The organism is Salinibacterium sp. M195 (assembly GCF_019443965.1).
GTDB lineage: Bacteria > Actinomycetota > Actinomycetes > Actinomycetales > Microbacteriaceae > Rhodoglobus.
The window spans coordinates 2,897,099-2,917,843 of sequence record NZ_CP040814.1 but is presented as its reverse complement, the minus strand read 5'-3'; the positions used below and the strand labels follow the sequence as shown (position 1 = coordinate 2,917,843).

The following is a 20,745-nucleotide window of genomic DNA, read 5'->3' as shown; positions in this document are numbered from 1 at the left end:
AATCAGCGAGTGGACAGAGATGACCGAATCTGCATATCTATCCTTCGACGAAGGTCTGATGCGGAAGGGGTTCTTCCTTGAGGGCACCGTATGGGTCGGCAGCATCCAGCACGGTGATGCCACAACACAGCTAGAGATCAGCGTGTCGGATCGCTTCCCGTTCCGGCCGCCGACCGTTAGGCCGATAGATCCCGAAGCCCTGCCATGGTCTTGGCATAGGGAGCGCGATGGCCGGCTCTGCTTGGTTGCACAAGACGACCACGACGGAATGTGGTGGAAGGATGGCGAAGCTTTCGTTGACCACATTCGCAATTGGCTGTTGAAATCGGATGACCATTGGGTGGGCGATCGAACCGACTTGGATCTAGAGCGCTACTTCGCTCCGGCCCAGGATAAACGCCTCTATCTGTATGCAGATCCAGCCGAGATTCGGAGCGAGTACGTCCGTTTCGTACCGGGGTCGAATGACACAGTCATGATGAAAGGCTCCGGTCGTGGGTCGAAGAAAGGGTCAACAGCGAAGACCCTTTACGGCCTAACGGTCAACGTTGGCGAGATTCTTGTGCCACCGCGCAACTGGGACGACCTTGCAAAGTTGATCCCAGACTCGAAGCACGTGCGAGGACTAATTGTCGCCAAAGAAATTGCGGTGCTCGTCGTCAGCTACCGACGAGGCAATCATTCCGCAGTTTTGTTCTTGGAAGTGTGGGAAGCAAAAGGGGGCAGCATCGTGGCGCGAGGACTGCAGAGCGCGAGCACGAGTACCTCAGCTCGGACCCGGCGCGCGGGGGCGACATTCTCGGAGCTGCAGAACAGGTCTGTCGCGATCATCGGCGTCGGTGCCATCGGGTCCTTCGCTGCCGATGCGCTCGCACGAGCTGGTATCGGGCATCTGACGTTGATTGACGAGGACATCCTAAAACCGGGCAACACGATTCGGCACCTCGCTGGACCACGGTACGTCGGTCTCCCGAAAGTCGAAGCGGTAAAGCAAGTCATCGTCGCCGCTGGGACGATGACCGCGGATCGTATTGAGACCGTCCGACAGAGTATTCGTACAGGCGTAGAGGTGATGGACCTGCTGAACGAGGTTGACCTGATCGTCAATGCGACTGCTGATTTTTCGATCACCGCACTGTTGAAAGCTATAGCGAAATCGTCCAGCGCAACCGTGCTTTCCAGCGCGATTCAGAACCGAGGCCGCACCATCCGTATTGATGTTCTCCCACCGCTGGAACAGGGGCCAGTCCTACCCTCATCGCATGTAGAAGATGACGGTGATGTCCTTGAGGATGAATTCTTTGAAGCTGGTTGCGGGAGCCCAGTATCCCCTACAGCCCCTTACACGGCCATAGAAGCCGCCGCCGCGACAGCGCGGCACGCCGTGGGGATACTCCTCGGCGCCCCGATTAACCCATCCGGTGAAGTTCGCCAAGCAGGAAATGGGGTAAACCTGTGACGACTCCAACCATATCGCTCGACTTGGCAGCTGGCCGGAGGATTGTATTGGCAAGTATCGCTGGCCTCCCACGCGAAGTAGGTGGAATCCTCATCGGATACCGGGAGGGGGAGCGAATCGTGGTCAAAGCAGCAGTCGAAGTTGACAGCAGGAACTCTGGGACCCACCACTATATACAAAATCACGAAGATGCCGTCGAAGCGCTTCGCAAGTACCGGTCTACGCTGCATCCGGAAGACATCTCAGGATACGTAGGGGAGTGGCACAGCCATCCGCAGCCGAGCGAACCGAGCCCAAAAGATCTCGCCACGATGCGGGCGACCTTCAAGGCGAGCGCTGGCAACCCCATTGCTCTGATCGTGTGCGCCCCAGATGCTGACGACCATCGTTTTCACGGTGTAGTTTTCAAAAAAGGAAGATTCGGACGTGTTTCTGTTATTCCGGCTGAACCCCGAACACCCTCGGCGGACGTTTTCCCCGCAGCTGCCCAGCCTTTGCCGGACGGCGCGGTCAACGCCAATGGCCCCCTATTTGTGTCCTACAGACAGTCCGATGGGACGGACAGGTCGACGGAGATGGCGTGGCTCCTTCGGGCGGCGGGTTTCAAAGTTTGGCACGATCGGACAGATCTGCGCTCAGGTAACACCGTTGACCGCCTAGAACGAGCACTCACAGCTGGGCTGTCCGGCGCCATGCTTCTTGTAACAAAGCAGATCGAGAAGAGTTGGGTCGTCAAAAATGTAGAACTACCTAGGCTCCTTCAGCTGGATGAATTGGCCGGTTTTACCTTGGCGATTGCCAATGAGATAGAAGACCCGTCCAATGCCGACCGACCAGACTTCTCAGCTCCCGACCGATTGCTCGGGCAGACCCCGAACACACTGGGTGACAAAAAACAGAGTAATAGCCGGACAATTGAAGGTCGCCTTGAAATTGTTCACGATCACCTTGCTGACCACATCAGTCGCCGATCTCACCATGTCGCTGGAGGGACGTTTGTCATCGACGTACAAACCAGACCAGCATCGACGGCTCAGCCTTCACGCGAAGCAGACCTTCACATTCGGTTGAGACCGCCAGTTGACGGGCGCTTACCGCACAGCGATGGCCTGAAGGACCTCGCGCTCACGCTCCCGCTGATAAGCGATGCTGTGCATCACAGCCGAGCCAAAACCATTCGTATTCAAGGCGGGATGCATTTAACGGTTGCTCTGGCGCTTGGGATGGCGCTGCCAGACACAAAGTTCGGACATGCCGAGATCGAAGATGTCCGGGAATCCGTATGGACAAACGACGTGCACGCCATGCCAAATGATCGGGAAATGAACGAGAAGGTCATTTCCCAACTTGTCGAGCTCACTGACGGAGCCGCAAACAAAGTTTACGTTTCAGTCGAGCTTCAACGCCCTACTAGCGAGGGCGCTTTCTTGCGTGCGGTGGCTGCGGCCGGCGCGCTATCTGGCGCCGTACAACTCTCGCTGTCCGGGAGTGGTTTTGTCGAAGCGGCTGAAGGCGCTCGGATTGCTGAGATCATTGCTGAGAAGATAAAGCAGTTTTCAGCGACCCATGACAATGCGGAAGTTCACCTATTCTTCCACGGACCGATGACTTTGGCGTTTCTTGTAGGGCGACTGCTAAACACGCTGAACGTTGTCGCCTATGAGTGGGATCAACCCGGGTTCGGTGCTCCTGCACGATACGTCTCTTCAATGTCATTAAACGCGGGCGGTGCTGGCGGGCCAATAATGGCAGTGCATCTATGACTGAGAGTGCGTGGGTGGCGCGGCATAACCAGTGCAGGTGATGACGTTTTATCACGTCAACACGCTTTGCTTTCGCGTGAGAGAAATTCGCCACCCCTTGATAAAGTTGCCCAGTGAATTGTTTCGCCCAATCGAACACCGGGCTCGAGTCGAACAAAAGATCGTGAGTCGATTGTTGCTACGAAAAATTCGAACACGACGCGCAGAATGACCAGGCGTGCCCGTTTGTGGATTGATATCCCACTCGTGTTTGTGGGCGCAGCGGCGATGGTTTTGATCACGTGGTCGCGGGTGTCGAACGGGTATGCAACCGCGGAAAGACCATCTCCCGCGCTGATCGTCGAGCGCTACCTGGCCGCCCTTGAGGTCGGAGAGGCCGAGGCTGCGGCAGAGCTCGATCCGACTCTCGAGACCGACTCTCTTTATAGCGACACGGATCGCGAGTCGTTCCTCGCCGACGAAGTGCTCTCCGGAGCGATTGAGCGGATTAGTGAGACGTCTGTGGAGGTCGTAGCGACGACCGAAACGGAAGCTAAAACTATTGCGCAGTTCGCCCTTGACGGGACGGTTTATCGCGTGCCGCTGAATCTGGAGTGGAACGACGAGCTCGACGAGTGGGAGTTGCAGCATTCCCTAGCGAACTATTTCGACGTGTTTGCGACGGACGAAGGAACGTCACCGTTCGCGGTCACTTCGTTGGACTTCACCCTTGCCGGGGTGCGGCCAAATGCCCTGAGTGAGCAGAGTGAGCGCAACGGGCTGGGATACACCGCATACCCGGCAGTGTATAAATTAGATGTTGAGATTGATGCGGAGAGTTTGATTGATGCTGGTTCTACCCCGACGATGCGTGATTTTGTCGTCGTACCGTTCACCGACCACGACTACGACCCCCACGTTTAGTTCCCGCGCGTTGCCGGTTGACCGGCACGCAGCACGGCTTGCCGTCATCGACCGTCGATTGAGAAGCGCATGCAGCGGTCCGGAATGTAAGGCGAAGGCATCCGTGAATCTGAAGGCCAGAGTCTCGTGAGCCTGACGATTGAATGGGTCGAGTGGCTAGACCCACGCGCTGTCCAGCAACGCGCGGCGATGAATGTCGAGACGACGGCGATGTACGCCGATCGTCAAGAAGCACTCGATGATGCCGGTCGCGCCGCAGTCAACGCTGCGCTGACGGTTCCGCCGAGTGACATCACCCACACACTGTTGGTTCTAGACGACGATGTCGTCATCGGCCATGCAGCATTGCGTCCTTTTGGAAAATCATTTGAGGTCAAAAAAGTTTTCGTGGATTCTGCTCATCGCGGAAAGGGGGCTGCCCGTCGTCTCATGAACGAGCTTGAGGGCGCCGCTCGAGAAACGAAAGCAGCCTCGCTCGTCCTGCAGACTGGTCACGTTCAGGTGCCGGCGATGGCGCTATATGAGAGCCTTGGATACGAACGTATTGACGCTTTCGGCGCCTACGCGGCGATCCCCTTTGGCATCTGTTACGAGAAAAATTTGTCAACCGTTCAGGTGGGCAACCTAAGCTGAACCGGACGGGGGATACCGTTCATCAATCTAAACCGGAACAATTGCACTGTGAGAATATTTCGGCGGCGCCCGCGCCTCAATCTGGGCAAATTTAGGGCGCCCGAGCCTGTCGAAGAGGCGCCAATTGAGCGTGTCGTCGAAGAGGGCGTGCTCATCGCCCGCAATGCGGTGCGTATGACGGTCAAGAACCGAATCATCGTGGATGCTGCCCGAGACCACCTTGACTACGACGACGGTGCGCTTGCTGGTCTCGTGCACGTCGAATTCGATCAACTCGCGGAGCAGGCGGAACGATTGTTGCGCGGTTCTCACACCGCTCGTAACCGAGCTGTGCAAGAAGGTCTTGCCGAGGGGCTTCGCCAAGCGTCTATGGATGGTGTGCTGATTTCCAACATCATCGATGAGGCTCGAGAGCTGGCGTGGAGCGAGATCGGCACTGCCATCATTGGCAAACTTCGCGTCGCTTACTTGCCAGCCGCTGACCCGCAATATCAAGCGAATCGTGAGACGCGGTTGCGGGAATTGCGCAACATCAACTTCGCGGAACTTGAATCTGCGGCTCAGGGCGAATACTAGCGAGCGGTCGTAGATTTCTTCGCTGAAAGACGCCCAGACTCGTCCAGAACACATAATCAGCGGATTACTCCCGGTGTCGCAACCACACGGCGCAGCCGGGCGTAATATTGCGTGCCCACGAGGGTAGGCTGCCAACGTCGGTGATTCAAGGATGCGTGCCCGTGAGGGTTTCGCGCGTTGCCGCCGACACTAGCTTTCATTGGGATTGAGAAAAGGTTGGACCATGAAAATCAATTACGCGCTTCCAGCATTGCTTGTTGTCACCGCCCTCGCATTGACGGGTTGTGTTGACAACAGCACAGACACAGGCACCGACACCGGCGGCGGCAATCTAGATGTAGGAACAGACGCTGCAGCCATTGCTCTGCTGCCAGCCGACATCAAAGACGCCGGCGTGCTTGTCATTGGCATCGACCCGACCTATGCCCCCAACGAGTACAAGGACGATGCGGGAAACCCCATCGGGTGGGAGGTTGACCTGGGCAACGCCATGGCAGCCAAACTTGGTCTCGATACTCAGTACGAGCCATCCAGCTTCGACAAGATCATCCCCAGCGTCACGGGCGGTAGCTACGACATCGGGCTTTCCTCGTTCACCGACAACGAAGAGCGCGAGAAAGTTGTCGACTTCGTCAACTACTACGAGGCCGGCATCCAGTGGGCCCAGCAGATCGGCGTCGACGTCGACCCCGCTAATGCGTGTGGCATGACTGTAACCGTGCAAACGGGAACATACGAAGAAACCGATGAGCTGCCCGCGAAGTCGCAGGAATGCACGGATGCTGGAAACGAGCCCATCGATATCCTCAAGTTCGATACTCAAGACGAAGCCACTAACGCTCTCGCCTTGGGCCGCGCCGACGCCATGAGCGCTGACTCACCCATCACGCAGTACGCGGTGAGCCAGGTTGACGACAAGATTGAACTCGCGGGTGACTCGTTCGACACCGCACCATATGGCATTGTCGTGCAAAAGGATTCAGAGCTCTCTGCGGCACTCCAGGCTGCACTCCAGTCGTTGATTGATGACGGCACCTACAAGACGATCCTCGAAGACTGGGGCGTCTTCAACGGCGCTGTCTCGTCGATCACCATCAACGCGGCAACCACTAGCTAGGTATTGGCTGTGTCAGACTCTGGCCGTTCGGCGACACCGTTAAGCGTGTCGCCGAACGGCGCTGACCAAGCGGAGGCGATCAAAGCGATTCGCCTTCGCCACCCGTGGCGCAATGTCGTCGCGGTCATCCTTGTCGCGATGCTCATTCTCTTCGTCGTCGATGCGTCGCAGCGCGAGGCCTATGGCTGGGAGAACTTCGGCAAATACATCTTCGATAAGCGCATCTCTCAGGCCGCCGGTTACACCATTCTGTTGACGGTCTACTCGATGATCATCGCGATCATCCTTGGTGTGACTCTCGCGGTGATGCGGCTTTCTGACAACCCCGTCGTCAAGGGCATTGCGTGGTTGTACCTCTGGGTCTTCCGGGGAACTCCTGTCTACGTGCAGCTCGTGTTCTGGGGTCTTTTCGCCACGATCTACTCGACGATCGATGTGGGCATCCCCTTCACCGAGCCGTGGCTCTCCGTAGAAACCAACGACCTCATCAGCGTGTTTTGGCTTGCCGTTATTGGCCTCGCGCTCAACGAGTCCGCCTATATGGCAGAGATTGTGCGTGCCGGAATCCTTTCGGTTGATAAGGGACAAGACGAGGCAGCAACTGCCCTCGGAATGTCGTGGCTGCAAACAATGACGCGCGTCGTCATCCCGCAGGCAATGCGCATCATCATCCCGCCGACCGGCAACGAAGTAATTTCGATGCTGAAGACCACCTCCCTGGTCACCGCCATTCCGTTCAGTCTGGAACTCTACGGACGCTCGCGCGACATCTCCGTGGTGATCTTCGACCCGATCCCGCTGTTGCTCGTTGCTTCTGCTTGGTACCTGCTTTTCACCTCGATTCTGATGGTGGGCCAGTACTTCCTTGAGAAGCGCTTCTCCCGCGGTGTTGGTCAAGCGCGCCCCGAAAAGGCGGGCACCGAGACCGGAGCGATCACGCTGAAGACTGGTGTCATTCCGACGCCGGGCGCGGCAGCCAACACTGAAACCGCACCCGATGAGAGTACCGATCCGACAGGAAAGGAGCACCAATGACGAACGCAGCTGTAAGCGACGTACCCATGGTGCACGCCGACCGTGTGTCGAAGAGCTTCGGCTCGAACGAAGTGCTGAAAAGCATCTCGCTGTCGGTGCCGCAGGGCGAAGTGATGTGCTTGGTGGGGCCAAGTGGCTCAGGCAAGTCAACATTTCTGCGCTGCATCAACCACCTTGAACGAGTGGATGCTGGGCGACTGAGCGTCGACGGCGTCCTGGTCGGGTATGAAGAACGTGGAGACAAGCTGTATGAGCTCAAGCCGCGCGAAGCTGCTCGCCAGCGCCGCGATATTGGCATGGTGTTTCAGCGGTTCAATCTGTTCCCCCACATGACGGCTCTCGAAAACATCATTGAGGCGCCCATCCGCGTCAACAAGGTGAAGAAGGAAGCAGCCATTGCGCACGGAAGGGAACTGCTCGCGCAGGTTGGTCTTGCTGAGAAAGAGGATGCCTACCCGGCACACCTCTCCGGTGGCCAGCAGCAGCGAGTGGCAATCGCCCGCGCGCTCGCCATGGAGCCCAAGCTCATGCTGTTCGATGAGCCGACCTCCGCGCTCGACCCTGAACTGGTCGGTGAAGTGCTTGACGTCATGAAGGGTCTCGCCGATTCAGGCATGACCATGATTGTTGTCACGCACGAAATGGGCTTTGCCCGCGAAGTAGCCGATCAGCTTGTGTTCATGGATGGCGGCGTCGTGGTGGAGTCGGGTGATCCCGACGAAGTGCTCGGCAACCCGCAGCACCAACGCACGAAAGCGTTCCTCTCGAAGGTTCTATAGTTCTGTAACCGCCGGTCAATCCGGGTGCCTCCGCTGCTAACGCGGTTGCATCCGGATTGCGCCGTCGAGACGAATAACCTCGCCGTTGAGCATGGGGTTCTCGACGATGTGCTGCACGAGCGCGGCATACTCGTCGGGCCGTCCGAGCCGTGACGGATGAGGCACCTGCGCGCCGAGCGAATCCTGCGCCTCTTGCGGCAGGCCTGCCATCATCGGCGTCTCGAAGATGCCGGGCGCAATGGTCATGACGCGCACGAGCGACGCGGCGAACTCCCGGGCAAGCGGCAGGGTCATCCCGGCAACGCCAGCCTTAGACGCGGCATATGCCGGTTGGCCGATCTGGCCATCGAACGCGGCAACGGATGCCGTATTCACGATCACGCCACGCTCGCCATCAATGGGCTCGGTTTCGACCATCGCGGCTGCTGCCAACCGGATGACGTTGAACGTTCCCGTGAGGTTGATGCCGATCACGGTTTCGAAGGTTTCGAGCGGCAGCACTCCCTTGCGGCCGAGTGCCTTTCCTGGGGTGGCAACGCCAGCACAGTTCACGACGATGCGCAGTGGTGCGACCGACGAGGCGAGCTCGACGGACGCCTGAACGTCGGCCTCTGAGCGAACATCGGTCGGCGCGAACTGGAACCCATATTCGGCGGCAACCTCGACTCCACGGGAGCTCGGGAGGTCGGCGATGGTGACCTTCGCCCCCTGTGCGGCGAGAGCGCGAGCGGTGGCAAGGCCGAGTCCGCTTGCCCCACCGGTGATGAGCGCTGCGGCATCCTGAATTTTCATGCAAGCCTTTCGATGAGGGTGGCGTTGGCCATGCCGCCGCCTTCGCACATGACCTGAAGGCCGTAGCGACCCCCGGTGGTGTCGAGTTGATTGACGAGGGTTGTGAGTAGGCGGGTGCCGGAGGAGCCGAGGGCGTGGCCGAGCGCGATTGCGCCGCCTCGCGGATTCACGATGGTGGGGTCGACAGGAAACTCCCGCAACCAGGCCAGCGCGACCGAAGCGAAGGCTTCATTCACTTCGATGCTGTCGAGCTGTTCTAGCCGGATGCCGCTGCGCTCTAACACGCGATGCGTGGCGGGGATGATCCCGGTCAGCATCTCAATCGGGTCAGAACCGACAACCGCAAAGGAGTGAAACCGGGCGAGCGGGCGAAGACCTAGTGTCTCCGCGCGCGCTTCGCTCATCACGAGAACGGCTGAAGCACCATCGGTAAGCGGCGAAGAGTTGCCCGCGGTTACACGCCACTGAATTTCGGGAAAGCGAGCCGCGATCTCGGCGTCGTAGAACGCGGGGGAGAGGCCAGCAAGGGTGCTGGCCGCAGTGCCGGGGCGGATCGTCTCGTCGCGATCGACGGCGCCGATGGGCAGAATCTCGCCGCTGAAATCGGCGGAGGCAGCGCGAGCGTGAGAGAGCGCTGCGAAGACATCGAGTTCGTCGCGGTTGAGCCCCCAACGTGCCGCGATCAGCTCAGCAGAGATGCCCTGGTTGACGAGCCCCTCGGGGTAGCGTTCGCGCACGAGCGGGCTCATCGTTGCCTGACCAAGGGTGGCCTGCCCGATGGGGTGCGAACTCATTAGCTCGACGCCGCACGCGATAACAATATCGTTGGCCCCCGCCATCACGGACTGTGCGGCGAAGTGGGCTGCTTGCTGGCTCGACCCGCACTGGCGATCGATCGTGGTGCCGGGAACCGACTCGGGGAGGCCAGCAGCGAGCACAGCGTTGCGGGCGATATTCACCGCCTGCTGACCAGACTGGGTGACACAGCCGGCCATCACATCGTCGATTGTCGCTGGGTCGAGATCATTGCGGTCTACAAGACTGCGCAGCACTGTAGCGAGGAGATCTACCGGATGCTCGCCAGAGAGCGCTCCGCCCGGTTTACCCCGGCCCGAAGGCGTACGAATCGCGTCAACAATGACTGCCGTTGTCATGGCTCAAGACTAACGGTGGGGGTGGCCGCCGGGAAGAGCCCCGGTGGCCAACGCCTTAGGCCGGTTCGACGCCAAACGCGCGAGCGAGCTTGTCGATCTTTTGAGCGCGGCCAAGTCGGGGCAGGTCGCTGCCGTCGCGGATGACGCGGCCTCGAGCCTCGAAGTCGTCGAGGAATTCGCGAGCCCACGCAACATCTGAACGTGTGGGGCTGATGACTTCGTTGATGATCGGAAGCTGCTCAAGATCGAGGCAGAGTTTGCCGGTCATGCCGAGTGCGACAGCCATGCTTCCCTGCTCGCGGAGCAGCGAGTGGTTGGTGCCAACGGTTGGCCCATCGATCGGGCCGGGCAGGTTGCCCACGCGGCTCGCGATCACGAGGCGCGATCGAGGATAAGCCATAGCGAGATCGTCAGCGCTGGTTCCCGTGTCGCGACGATAATCGCCGCTGCCGAACGCGAGGCGGTAGACGCCGCGGGCGCGAGCAATCGATGCAGCTTCTTCGATGCCGAGCGCTGACTCGACGAGCGCGATCACGGGAGTGGAGCCTTTGAGGCGATCGAAAGTTTCGGAGACGTGAGCTGCTGCCTCGGCCTTAGCGAGCATCACACCGCGCAGTCCCGGAAGGCCGGCGAGAGCATCCACATCATCTGACCAGAAGTCTGAGGTGCGGTCATTGATGCGAACCCAGCCGCTGCCACCGTTACTCAGCCACGAGACAACAGCATCGCGGGCGGATGACTTGAGGCGCGGGTCAACAGCGTCCTCAACATCGAGGATGATCTGGTCGGCACGTGACTTCTCAGCCGCATCGAAATCTTCAGGGCGCGTGGCCGCAACCAGGAGCCAAGAGCGCGCAATTTCTGCGGAAACATCGTGAGTGGTCGGACGATCGGTGTTGCTTTCAGACACGCGTGAGCTGCTTTCTTTCAGAAGAGAGGTCACGTTCTCGTGCCACTCGCAGCCTCAAGGGTACCGGTTTGAAACTGGGTGCAGCCGAAAACGCGAACGTTAAGAAGCGAGTACTTTTCCGATGCGTTGAACACTCACCGATTCGGCCGTTCCCAAATGCTGGGCGAAGAGGCTGAGGCGCAGCTCTTCGAGCATCCACCGGGCGCGAACGATCTGAGGTTCGGGATGCTGTTCTAGCGGCAGGGTGCCGCCCGCGTCTTTGTAGCGACGGGTCGCTAACTCGACTTCGGACATCCACCCGCGGTCTTTGCCCGGGTTCTCTGTGAGCTTCGTCACGCGATGCTCGATGCCTTTGAGGTAGATCGGCAAGCGGCGTAATTGAGTAAGCCCGGTGGCGGAAACAAAACCAGGGTAAACGAGCGAATCGAGCTGTTCGCGCGCATCACCGAGCGGTGCAAGAAGGTGCATGCTCGTAGCGGCACGTATCGCTTTGTCTGCCAAACGTACGCCAGCAACAATGGATGCTACGAGCGAGACGGTCGCGAACAGGGAGTCGACGAGCCCCGCCGAAATCTCATTCCGCAGCGCCTCGAATTCGGTCTGGGCAAAGATCTCGCGGTCGCCCATCACGGAGTCGATGCAGGCGCGAAGGCAGTCCTCGAAGAGTACGTTCGTTGAGCGATACGGGCTCTGGGCGAGCACCAGCTTCTCGGTGCCCGTGAGATGTTCGTTGATGTAGCCGAGCGGCGACGGAATCGCGAGCAGCAGTAGGCGCCGCACACCGCTTTGGTGCGCGATGGCTTGATCGTAGGGTGTCGACATGAGGCGGATGGAGACGGTGTCGCCGTCATCCACGAGTGCGGGGTAGGCGCGGATGGTGTTTCCGCCGTGCTTGGTGTCGCGGGAACGGTCGAGCGCGCCGAAGTCCCAACTCGTGATGCCGGAGCGTTCGAGAGTGTTCGTTTGTTGCTCCGCAGAACCCTGAGGAGCACCTTGTACGGCGCGCGCCACACTGGCCCGAGCGACGGGCTTGAGGCTCGCCTGCAGGCTGCGTAGCGACTTGTTAGCGCCGACTTTGTTGCCGCGTTCATCAATTACGGCGAAGGTGACTTTCACGTGAGCGGGCACGCGATCAAGATCGAAGTCGGTGGTCGCTACAGTAACGTAGGTCAGTCGCGCGATCTCTTTGGCCAGGAATTCGGTCAGCCCGGGGCCGCCTTCGAAAGCTGCCGTAGCCGGATCGTCGGGCGCGGCCTCCAGCAGCCGGCGGGCCCAATCTGCGGCCGGAACGACGTTGCGGCGAATCGGTTTCGGCAGTGACTTGATCAGCGCGGTGACGAGCTCATCGCGTAACCCCGGCACCTGCCAGTCAAAACCCTCTGGGCGCAGGCCGGCGAGTAGCGGCAGCGGAACGGCGATCGTGACTCCGTCGTCGTCGGTGCCCGGTTCGAAGCGGTAGCTGAGGCTGAGCGTTTGATCGCCGCGCACCCACGTGGTCGGAAATTTGGTGTCGTCGACTTCGGCGTCATCCGCATTTTCGATGAGATCTTGCGTGGAGAGGGTCAGCAGGTCAGGGGAATCGTGGCGAGCCTTCTTCCACCAGCCCTCGAAGTCACGAACGGAAGCGACGGTGGCGGGCACTCGTTTGTCGTAGAACTCAAAAATGGTTTCATCGTCGTGCAAAATATCGCGGCGACGGCTGCGCTCTTCGAGCTGCTCGAGGTCGCGGCGCAAGGCACGGTTCGACGCATCGAATCCCCACACGCGTTTGTCGCGCTTCGTCAGGTCGTCTTCGCCCTCGACTAGCGCGTGACGGATGAAAAGTTCGCGGGCGGCAGGCAAGTCGACGCGGGAGAATTGGATGCGGCGGCGGGCTGCAAGAGTGACGCCATAGAGCGTCACGCGCTCGAACGCGACGGCGGCGCCCTGCTTCTTCTCCCAGTGTGGCTCGGAGTAGCTGCGTTTCACGAGATCGCCAGCAAGTTTCTCGGCCCACACCGGGTCGATCGACGCATTCATTCGCGCAAAGAGTCGACTCGTTTCGACGAGCTCAGCGCTCATGATCGCGTTGGGCTGTTTCTTGGCGAGAGCCGAGCCGGGAAAGATGACGAACCGGGTTTGACGGGCGCCAATGTAATCGCGCTTGGCGACATCCTTGAGACCGATGTGGCTGAGCAGCCCGGCCAAAAGCGAGCGGTGGATGCCGTCAGGGTTCGAGTGGGCGTCACCGATGACCAGGCCGAGCGGTTTGGCGATGCGGCTCAACTGGCGGTAGACATCGTGCCATTCGCGCACGCGCAAATAGTTGAGATATTCGTTCTTGCACATGCGCCGGAACTGGTTGCCCGAGAGCTCTTTCTGTTTCTCTTCGAGGTAGTTCCAGAGGTTGAGCAGGGTGAGAAAGTCGCTCGTCGGGTCGATGAAGCGCGCATGCTGTTGGTCGGCTTGCGGTCGCTTGTCGAGGGGGCGTTCGCGCGGGTCTTGAATGCTGAGCCCGGCGACGACCGCCATCACTTCACGGGTAGTGCTGTGCTGCTTCGATTCGATCACCATGCGGGCAAGTCGAGGGTCGATCGGCAACTGGCTGAGTTGCTTGCCAATGCGGGTGATGCGCGGGGCTGCGTCTTTCGTGCCCTTGCCGCTAGCCGCGGCTGCACCGTTGGCACCGTTCGCCGCGGCCGACTTGTGCCCGGCTTTCGTCTGCCCGATCATCGCGTTCTCGACGGCGCCGAGTTCGGTGAGCAGCTCAAGCCCGTCTTTGATGCCGCGAGAGTCTGGTGGTTGCAGGAACGGAAACTCGGCGATGTTGCCGAGGCCAAGCGAGATCATCTGCAGGATGACCGCCGCGAGGTTGGTGCGCAGAATCTCGGGTTCCATGAACTCGGGGCGTGCGTTAAAGTCTTCTTCGGAGTAGAGGCGGATCGCGATTCCGTCGCTCGTTCGTCCCGAGCGGCCGGAGCGCTGGTTGGCGCTGGCCTGGCTGATGGCCTCGATCGGCAGGCGCTGAATCTTGGCGCGCGTGCTGTACCGACTGATGCGGGCAGTTCCGGCATCGATGACGTAGCGGATGCCCGGCACGGTCAAACTGGTTTCGGCAACGTTCGTGGCGAGCACGATGCGGCGGCGTGTTCCGGGCGTGCGGCGCGACTCGAACACGCGGTGCTGTTCGGCGGAGCTCAGTCGGCCGTAGAGCGGGAGCACTTCGGTGCCCTCGGAGAGTTTGCCGGCACTGATGCGTCCGCGGATGGATTCTTCCGCATCCCGAATCTCGGTTTCGCCCGAGAGGAAGACGAGCACGTCGCCGTCGCTCTCGCGGGAGAGTTCGTCGAGGGCGTCGTTGATGCCTTCGAGGTAGTCGCGGTCGGCGCGGTTGGCGGCCGCTTCTTCGGCATCCTCCGCTTCGAGATCGTCGCCAGTGCTTTCTTCAGCGACGAGGGGGCGGTACCGAATCTCGACGGGGAAGGTGCGCCCGGAGACTTCAATAATCGGGGCGCCGTCGAAGTGCTTCGAGAAGCTTTCGGGGTCGATCGTGGCACTCGTAATGATGATGCTGAGATCGGGGCGGCGGGTGCGGAGCTGCTTGAGATAGCCGAGCAAGAAGTCGACGGTGAGGCTGCGTTCGTGCGCCTCATCGATGATGATCGCGTCGTACTTTTTGAGGTCGCGATCGCGGTGAATTTCGTTCAGCAGGATGCCGTCGGTCATGAGCTTCACGCGGGTGTTTTTGCCCACGCGATCGGTGAACCGCACTTGGTAGCCGACGAGGTCACCGAGTTCGCTTCCCAGTTCTTCGGCAATGCGCTCAGCGACGGTGCGCGCGGCAATCCGACGCGGCTGGGTGTGCCCAATGGATGTCTTACCCAGTTCCAGCAAAATCTTCGGCAGCTGGGTGGTCTTTCCACTTCCCGTTGCTCCCGCAATGATTACGACTTGGTTCTCGCGAATGGCCTTGGCGATGTCGTCTTTGCGCTGGCTGACGGGCAGCTCGGGCGGGAACGTGATCGCGGTACCTGCCGGCAGCGGCACTGCGGCGTCAGGAGGTAGCGGTGCCGCGGTGCTGGCGGAGTGAACTTCGGAGGCGGACATAGCACTCCAGCTTAAGGCCGCGACGCCCGGTGAGAACTCGATCGCGGAATCGTTGCATTGCAAAGTACTTTGTGTTACAAAGTACATAGCGAAGCGCACACTCCACTAGCGAAGCGCACACTCCACTAGCGAAGCGCACACTCCACTATCGAAGGGTCCACGATGACAAGCGACGACCGCACGGCCGCGAAGGTGGCGAGTTCCGAACTCGAACGAGAACGTGAGGCCGAACTCGAGAATGAGTCCGCGCTGACGCCGGAAGAGATGCTCAAGCTTGTCGAAGAGCAACAGGGTGAGATGGCGCGCAAGCAGCTGGCCCCGATCCCGTGGATGCTTGGCGTGTGGGGAGTGGCCTGGCTGGTTGGTTTTCTTCTTCTCTGGTCTGCGGCGCCGGCGAGCAACTCCCCAGTGAGTATTCCTGGTCCGGTTGCGGGGATCGGGTTCGGCGTGCTGATCGGGGCAGCGATCGCCGCTTCCACAGTGTTGGGCATCCGTATCGACCGTGGTGTTCAAGGTAATTCGAGCTTTGCTGGAGCCGTCTACGGAATCTCGTGGGGGTTGTGTGGAACAGCATTTGGCGCCGTCGGAGTCGCACTAATGAACAACGGCATGTCGTACGAACTCGCGACTCTCTACTACCCGTCAGCCTTCGCGCTGATGGCGGGAACTCTGTACGTTGCTGGGGCCGCGCTCTGGCATCAGAAAAGCATGCTCGTGCTCGGCATCATCCTGCTGGTTACCGGCTCGGTGTCTCCCTTCTTTGGTGCGCCGACAAATAATCTGGTGATGGCGCTGCTTGGCGGCAGCACGATGCTGTTCATGGCGATTCTGGCTGCTGTTCGGTTGCGAAGGAAGGCGTAACGACAATGGATGAGCTCGATCCCGTTATCCATGCCTCGGCACGACTGCGCATTACGGCGTCCCTCGCCACGCTCCCGGCAGGGGACCGCCTCGCCTTCCCGCGGTTGCAGCAGTTGCTCGCGATGACGCCGGGTAATCTCTCCACTCATCTGCGCAAGTTAGAGGATGCCGGCTACATCGAGGTCACTAAGGCCCACCAGGGGAGAAGCCCGGTGACCTATCTCAGCTTGACGACCCGCGGTCGCGGAGCGTTCGAGGAATACACAACCGCGTTGAAGAAACTTCTCGAGGGATCCGCATGACAGCCCTCGCGAAACTCGATCAGGTGACGCGGCGCTGCTACCGCGTTGGTGTTAGCCAGCGCCGCAGCATCCGTGTGACTCCCGGCAGGAGAACATAGGTCATGACCGGCGTGAGGCAGAGCGTAGTGAGGAGCACCCGCACGAGGATCGGCAGCGCATCCCAGCCGGGTACGAGCAGGGTCACGAGGTAAGTAAACGCGAGGTTGAGCGGAAAGAAGCCGAGCCAGATGGTCACGGCTTGTTTCCAGCGCGGCGGTACCGTGGCGGCGGCAGGGCCGGCATATTCCACCGTGACTTCCGTTGGTTCGTCGAACCAGCCCTCGATGCCGGTGCGGCGCTCCGTGGTGTGTTCGTGCGCGAAGCCTCGTCCGCTTTCGAGCCACCACGCCCGTTCTGGTGATTGTTCCCAGTGCAAGAGTGCTGCATCATCCGCGAATCGGTACAGCATGTGCCACGTAGTGCTTTCGGTGCCTGCGCGCACCCAACCTGAGCCCAGAAAGCCGGGATAGGTGGTGGCGAGGTTGATGCCCGTTTGCATCCACGCTGTCGCTTGGGCGATGCGGGCGGGGTCTACCGTCCGCACGATGGAGACGGTAATTGGGTTGCTAGTCATTGGCTTCAGCGCACTCCTTCTCTGTTGACCAGCGGCAACAGTGACAGCCGGCGTGGGCTTCGCTGTTGCCAATTCTAGAGCGGATGCTCGCGCGCCACCCTGTGGAAATGTTAAGTTCTCGTGACGCGCAACCTGCTAAAATTCGTGGCCTAAATCGGCCCCTCTGTGGGGTAGGCACAGTTTTCTTACGCAGAATTACGTCTTTCTTGTTTCGAATTATGCGAATCGTCAGTTTCTATTGCCCCAACGTTCAGGTTTGCGGTGTAATGGCCGCCATGGGATTGGTCTACGCCGTCCCTTCGGCCACCTTTCTACTGGAGGAAAGATGAAGAACAAGCGCGTCGCAGCTGCCATAGCTGTCCTCGCGGTGGGAGCCCTCGCCCTAACCGGGTGTACTCCGCCGTACGAGTCAGAAGTAATTGCAGACACCGAAATCACGGTCGCCTGGAATGACCTGATTGACAACTTCAACGGGAACAGCGCAGCAGGCAACAACACCGCAAACGCGGTTGTGTTGTACATGATGAACTCAACGTTCCTCTATTACAACGACGAGCCTGCTCTCGTTCGCAACACAGACTTCGGCACGTTTGAGAAGACGAGCGACGACCCGCTAACGGTTAAGTACACCGTCAACGAGAACGTCACTTGGTCAGACGGAACACCGATCGACTCAGCAGACTTGCTGCTCGCGTGGACCACCATCTTTGCCGGTGTTCAAGACGCTGACGGCGAACCCCTCTTCACACACGCAAACCCGCGTGGAGACCTCGCATCGGCGATGCCCGAGATTGATGACAAGAGCATCACCATTGTGTACGACAAGGCCTACGTTGACTGGGAGATCCAGTATGACCTCGGTGTTGCTGCTCACGGCGTCGTCTCGCTCGCGTACCCCGAGATCACCGATCCCGAGGAAGCCAAGAAGATGTTCGTCGAGGCTGTGCAGAACGACGACGTTGAGTGGCTCACCCCGGTAGCCAAGGCATGGAACGACGAGTACCAGGCGGCAAGCACGCCAGACAACGAACTCGTTGCTCTCTCGAGTGGTGCTTACGTTCTCGACGAACTCGTCGAAAACGAGTACGTCGCGCTGAAGGCCAACCCGCTCTACACCTGGGGCCCTTCGCCCAAGTACGAGCGCATCATCGTTCGCCAGATCGAGGACTCAACCGCTCAGGTTCAGGCCATCGAGAACGGTGACGTTCAGATCGCTGCCGGACAGCCGACCCCCGACGTGCTTGAGCTCGTCAAGGGACTCACCAACGCCGACTACGTCACCGCTGACGAAGCGACTTACGAGCACGTTGACCTCACGTTCAACAACGGTGGCCCCTTCGACCCCGCAACTTATGGCGGAGACGAAGAAAAGGCAAAGGCTGTTCGTCAGGCATTCCTCAAGGTCATCCCTCGTGCAGAAATCCTCGAGAAGCTGATCACCCCGTTGAACGAAAACGCAACGCTGCGTGACTCCGTTCTGCAGATCCCCGGCGCTCCTGGCTACGACGATATTGCGTCGAGCAACGGTTCAGCAGATTACGCCGAGGTTGACATCGATGGTGCCAAGAAGCTGCTTGCTGACGCTGGAGTGACCACTCCGGTCGAGGTCAAGTTCTGGTACCCCGAGGGCAACGTACGTCGTGCCACCGAGTTCGAGTTCATCCAGCAGTCGGCAGCTCTTGCCGGCTTCACGGTTGTTGACGACTCCGAGCCCGAGTGGGCGTTCACCGACAAGGAAGCCCTGCCGATTAACCCGCACGACGCGGTTATCTTCGCATGGCAGTCAACGAGCCTCGCGCTCACCGGTTCTGACCAGTACCTTGGTTCGGGCCAGCCCAGCAACTTCGGTGGATACTCCAACACCGAGGTAGACGCGCTGCTGAAGGACCTCGAAACTGAACTGGACCCTGCGGTTCAGACTGAAATTCAGGTAGAGGTAGAGAAGCTGGTTTGGGATGACGCTTACGGCGTCACCATCTTCCAGTTCCCCGGAATCACCGTCTGGAACAACTCAGTAACAAACGTCAGCCCGAGCGCGCTGTCGCCGACCTACTTCTGGAACTTCTGGGAGTGGGCACCGGTCGACGCCGAATAACTCGGTAGCGACATAGCAAGTGAGCCGGGCGTTATGCGCCCGGCTCACTTGCGCCACGTTTTTGCCGCCACGACGGCGCTGTCTCTGTTCCGCTCTGCTTTGCCCCGAAATGAGGATCACCGGTGTTGACCTTTGTCACCAGACGCCTCGTAGCCACCATTCTTGTACTGCTCGTGGCTTCGTTTATCGTCTACATACTCACTGCAGGGTCAGGTGATCCGCTCCGTGAGCTTCGGGGCAGCCGCGACCCCAATGCTCAAGACAAGATCGCGTATTTGAGTAGTGTCCTCAATCTCGACCAGCCACCAGTGCTGCGTTACTTCTCGTGGCTTGGCGGCGTCGGTGCCTGTTTCATCGGTCAATGTGACCTAGGAATTTCGGTTGCCCGCGGCGAACAGCCCGTTCTCGAGGCCATCGGCGGTGCGCTCGGCTCCACTCTTCAACTGGTGATGGCTGCGACAATTCTCGCGATCGTCATCGGTGTCGCCATCGGAATGACCACCGCGCTTCGTCAGTACAGCGGTTACGACTACGTGGTCACATTTCTTACTTTCGTCTTTTACTCTCTCCCCATTTTTTGGGTGGCGGTGCTCCTCAAGGAGTTCGGCGCCATTCGCTTCAACGAGTTCCTCGGTAATCCATCGATACCGTGGTGGTCGATGCTCGTGATAGGGCTCGTGATGGGCTTCATAGCGTCCTCCATCGTCGGCGGAGAATTGCGAACGCGGGTCATCTCCTTTGTTGGCGTCGGAGGCGGTGTAGGCGTGATGCTCTTCCTGCTCGACGTGACCAAATGGTTCTCGAACCCCTCGATCGGCTTCATCGGTGTCGCGCTGCTCACCATCGCGATAGCTGCCATCGTGCTCTTCACCTCCACCGGATTCCAGCACCGTCGTGCCGTAGTGGCCGTCAGCATCGTTATTGGCCTCACCCTCGCACTCTGGTATCCGATGCAGTTCTTGTTCTTCTATCTGAACTCCGGGTGGACCGTTCTGCTCGTGACCGTCGTCATGGCAGGGATCGGAGTCGTTACCGGGCTTCTGGTGGGTGGCGATTCGAAGGCTGTTGTCGCACGAACTGCCGGAATTGTTGGTGGCCTCACCGTCATCCCGTTCGTTCTCGAGCAGATGTTCTTGCGTTGGGGCGAATATGTTGAGCGCATTCCGCTCAGCAACGGTGTGATCGCGACCATTGGCGCCTCGACGCCAGCGATCAGACGCGTGGATGACACGTGGCTCAACATGCTCGACTCGCTGACGCACATGATGCTTCCGACCATTGCGCTCATGATCATCTCGCTTGCGGCCTACACGCGCTACGCCCGAGCCAGCCTCTTGGACGTCATGAACCAGGACTATGTGCGCACCGCACGCGCCAAGGGACTTGGCGAGCGCACTGTCGTGATGCGTCACGCTTTCCGCAATGCCATGATTCCGATCGCGACGATCATCGCGCTCGACTTCGGGGCGGTGATCGGTGGTGCTGTGATTACTGAAAGAGTCTTCGCCTGGCAGGCGATGGGATCCCTCTTCAATGAGGGGCTCAATAAGACAGACGTGAACCTCGTGATGGGATTCTTCCTTGTCACTGGTGTGCTCGCCGTTCTCTTTAACGTATTCGCCGATATTTTGTACTCGGCACTCGACCCCAGAATTCGGGTGAGCTGA

Annotated in this window: 17 protein-coding genes; 12 read left to right on the top strand and 5 right to left on the bottom strand. The window is 59.6% G+C overall.

The features are described 5' to 3' along the window. Positions 1-19 precede the first annotated feature (19 nt). The 8 genes from FFT87_RS13960 to FFT87_RS13925 all read left to right on the top strand — a co-directional run bounded on the left by FFT87_RS13960 (position 20) and on the right by FFT87_RS13925 (position 8,265). Entirely contained in the window at positions 20-1,459 is a 1,440-nt protein-coding gene (locus tag FFT87_RS13960) for a ThiF family adenylyltransferase (protein WP_219949278.1), read from the top strand. Continuing rightward, entirely contained in the window at positions 1,456-3,222 is a 1,767-nt protein-coding gene (locus FFT87_RS13955) for an SAVED domain-containing protein (protein WP_255559965.1), read from the top strand. The genes FFT87_RS13960 and FFT87_RS13955 overlap by 4 nt, the downstream gene beginning before the upstream one ends. A 207-nt stretch (positions 3,223-3,429) precedes the next feature. Continuing rightward, entirely contained in the window at positions 3,430-4,125 is a 696-nt protein-coding gene (locus FFT87_RS13950) for a hypothetical protein (protein WP_219949276.1), read from the top strand. A gap of 126 nt (positions 4,126-4,251) precedes the next feature. Then, complete coding sequence (locus FFT87_RS13945) at positions 4,252-4,758, top strand: GNAT family N-acetyltransferase (RefSeq protein WP_219949275.1); 507 nt, start codon at positions 4,252-4,254, stop codon at positions 4,756-4,758. Between the two features lie 48 nt (positions 4,759-4,806). Next, positions 4,807-5,334, top strand: a complete 528-nt coding sequence (locus FFT87_RS13940; RefSeq protein WP_255559964.1) for a hypothetical protein — start codon at positions 4,807-4,809, stop codon at positions 5,332-5,334. Between the two features lie 223 nt (positions 5,335-5,557). After that, a complete protein-coding gene (locus FFT87_RS13935) occupies positions 5,558-6,451 on the top strand; it encodes an ABC transporter substrate-binding protein (protein ID WP_219949274.1) in 894 nt (297 codons plus the stop codon). A gap of 9 nt (positions 6,452-6,460) precedes the next feature. After that, the gene (locus FFT87_RS13930) at positions 6,461-7,486 is read left to right on the top strand and encodes an amino acid ABC transporter permease (protein ID WP_219949273.1); all 1,026 of its coding nucleotides are present in this window, start codon (positions 6,461-6,463) and stop codon (positions 7,484-7,486) included. Between the two features lie 26 nt (positions 7,487-7,512). After that, a complete protein-coding gene (locus FFT87_RS13925) occupies positions 7,513-8,265 on the top strand; it encodes an amino acid ABC transporter ATP-binding protein (RefSeq protein WP_197180789.1) in 753 nt (250 codons plus the stop codon). A gap of 36 nt (positions 8,266-8,301) precedes the next feature. On the opposite strand, the gene FFT87_RS13920 is transcribed toward FFT87_RS13925, so the two are convergent. The 4 genes from FFT87_RS13920 to hrpA all read right to left on the bottom strand — a co-directional run bounded on the left by FFT87_RS13920 (position 8,302) and on the right by hrpA (position 15,207). Continuing rightward, positions 8,302-9,057 carry a 3-hydroxyacyl-CoA dehydrogenase gene (locus FFT87_RS13920; RefSeq protein ID WP_219949272.1) on the bottom strand — a complete coding sequence of 252 codons (756 nt, stop codon included), beginning with the start codon at positions 9,055-9,057 and terminating at the stop codon, positions 8,302-8,304. After that, the gene (locus tag FFT87_RS13915; RefSeq protein ID WP_219949271.1) at positions 9,054-10,211 is read right to left on the bottom strand and encodes a thiolase family protein; all 1,158 of its coding nucleotides are present in this window, start codon (positions 10,209-10,211) and stop codon (positions 9,054-9,056) included. The genes FFT87_RS13920 and FFT87_RS13915 overlap by 4 nt, the downstream gene beginning before the upstream one ends. 55 nt (positions 10,212-10,266) lie before the next feature. Further along, on the bottom strand, positions 10,267-11,121 hold the full coding sequence (locus tag FFT87_RS13910) for a CoA ester lyase (RefSeq protein ID WP_219949270.1): 855 nt from the start codon (positions 11,119-11,121) through the stop codon (positions 10,267-10,269). Positions 11,122-11,220: 99 nt separating this feature from the next. Then, a complete protein-coding gene (gene hrpA / locus FFT87_RS13905) occupies positions 11,221-15,207 on the bottom strand; it encodes an ATP-dependent RNA helicase HrpA (RefSeq protein ID WP_255559963.1) in 3,987 nt (1,328 codons plus the stop codon). 162 nt (positions 15,208-15,369) lie between these two features. Between hrpA and FFT87_RS13900 the strand changes: the two genes are divergently transcribed. Together FFT87_RS13900 and FFT87_RS13895 are read left to right on the top strand one after the other, a co-directional pair. Beyond that, on the top strand, positions 15,370-16,068 hold the full coding sequence (locus FFT87_RS13900) for a hypothetical protein (RefSeq protein ID WP_219949269.1): 699 nt from the start codon (positions 15,370-15,372) through the stop codon (positions 16,066-16,068). Between the two features lie 5 nt (positions 16,069-16,073). Then, a complete protein-coding gene (locus tag FFT87_RS13895) occupies positions 16,074-16,370 on the top strand; it encodes a transcriptional regulator (protein ID WP_219949268.1) in 297 nt (98 codons plus the stop codon). A 37-nt stretch (positions 16,371-16,407) separates the two neighbouring features. Here FFT87_RS13895 and FFT87_RS13890 read toward each other — a convergent pair whose 3' ends face one another. Continuing rightward, positions 16,408-16,983, bottom strand: a complete 576-nt coding sequence (locus FFT87_RS13890) for an antibiotic biosynthesis monooxygenase (RefSeq protein WP_219949267.1) — start codon at positions 16,981-16,983, stop codon at positions 16,408-16,410. 325 nt (positions 16,984-17,308) lie between these two features. Between FFT87_RS13890 and FFT87_RS13885 the strand changes: the two genes are divergently transcribed. Further along, a complete protein-coding gene (locus tag FFT87_RS13885) occupies positions 17,309-19,078 on the top strand; it encodes an ABC transporter family substrate-binding protein (RefSeq protein ID WP_219949266.1) in 1,770 nt (589 codons plus the stop codon). Between the two features lie 122 nt (positions 19,079-19,200). Next, positions 19,201-20,745 carry an ABC transporter permease gene (locus FFT87_RS13880; RefSeq protein WP_219949265.1) on the top strand — a complete coding sequence of 515 codons (1,545 nt, stop codon included), beginning with the start codon at positions 19,201-19,203 and terminating at the stop codon, positions 20,743-20,745.

Coding starts and splice junctions, on each gene's coding strand:
- FFT87_RS13960 (WP_219949278.1), top strand. CDS start 20: ATGACCGAATCTGCATATCTATCCTTCGACGAAGGTCTGATGCGGAAG.
- FFT87_RS13950 (WP_219949276.1), top strand. CDS start 3,430: ATGACCAGGCGTGCCCGTTTGTGGATTGATATCCCACTCGTGTTTGTG.
- FFT87_RS13935 (WP_219949274.1), top strand. CDS start 5,558: ATGAAAATCAATTACGCGCTTCCAGCATTGCTTGTTGTCACCGCCCTC.
- FFT87_RS13925 (WP_197180789.1), top strand. CDS start 7,513: ATGGTGCACGCCGACCGTGTGTCGAAGAGCTTCGGCTCGAACGAAGTG.
- FFT87_RS13920 (WP_219949272.1), bottom strand. CDS start 9,057: ATGAAAATTCAGGATGCCGCAGCGCTCATCACCGGTGGGGCAAGCGGA.
- FFT87_RS13915 (WP_219949271.1), bottom strand. CDS start 10,211: ATGACAACGGCAGTCATTGTTGACGCGATTCGTACGCCTTCGGGCCGG.
- hrpA (WP_255559963.1), bottom strand. CDS start 15,207: ATGTCCGCCTCCGAAGTTCACTCCGCCAGCACCGCGGCACCGCTACCT.
- FFT87_RS13900 (WP_219949269.1), top strand. CDS start 15,370: ATGACAAGCGACGACCGCACGGCCGCGAAGGTGGCGAGTTCCGAACTC.
- FFT87_RS13895 (WP_219949268.1), top strand. CDS start 16,074: ATGGATGAGCTCGATCCCGTTATCCATGCCTCGGCACGACTGCGCATT.
- FFT87_RS13890 (WP_219949267.1), bottom strand. CDS start 16,983: ATGACTAGCAACCCAATTACCGTCTCCATCGTGCGGACGGTAGACCCC.
- FFT87_RS13885 (WP_219949266.1), top strand. CDS start 17,309: ATGAAGAACAAGCGCGTCGCAGCTGCCATAGCTGTCCTCGCGGTGGGA.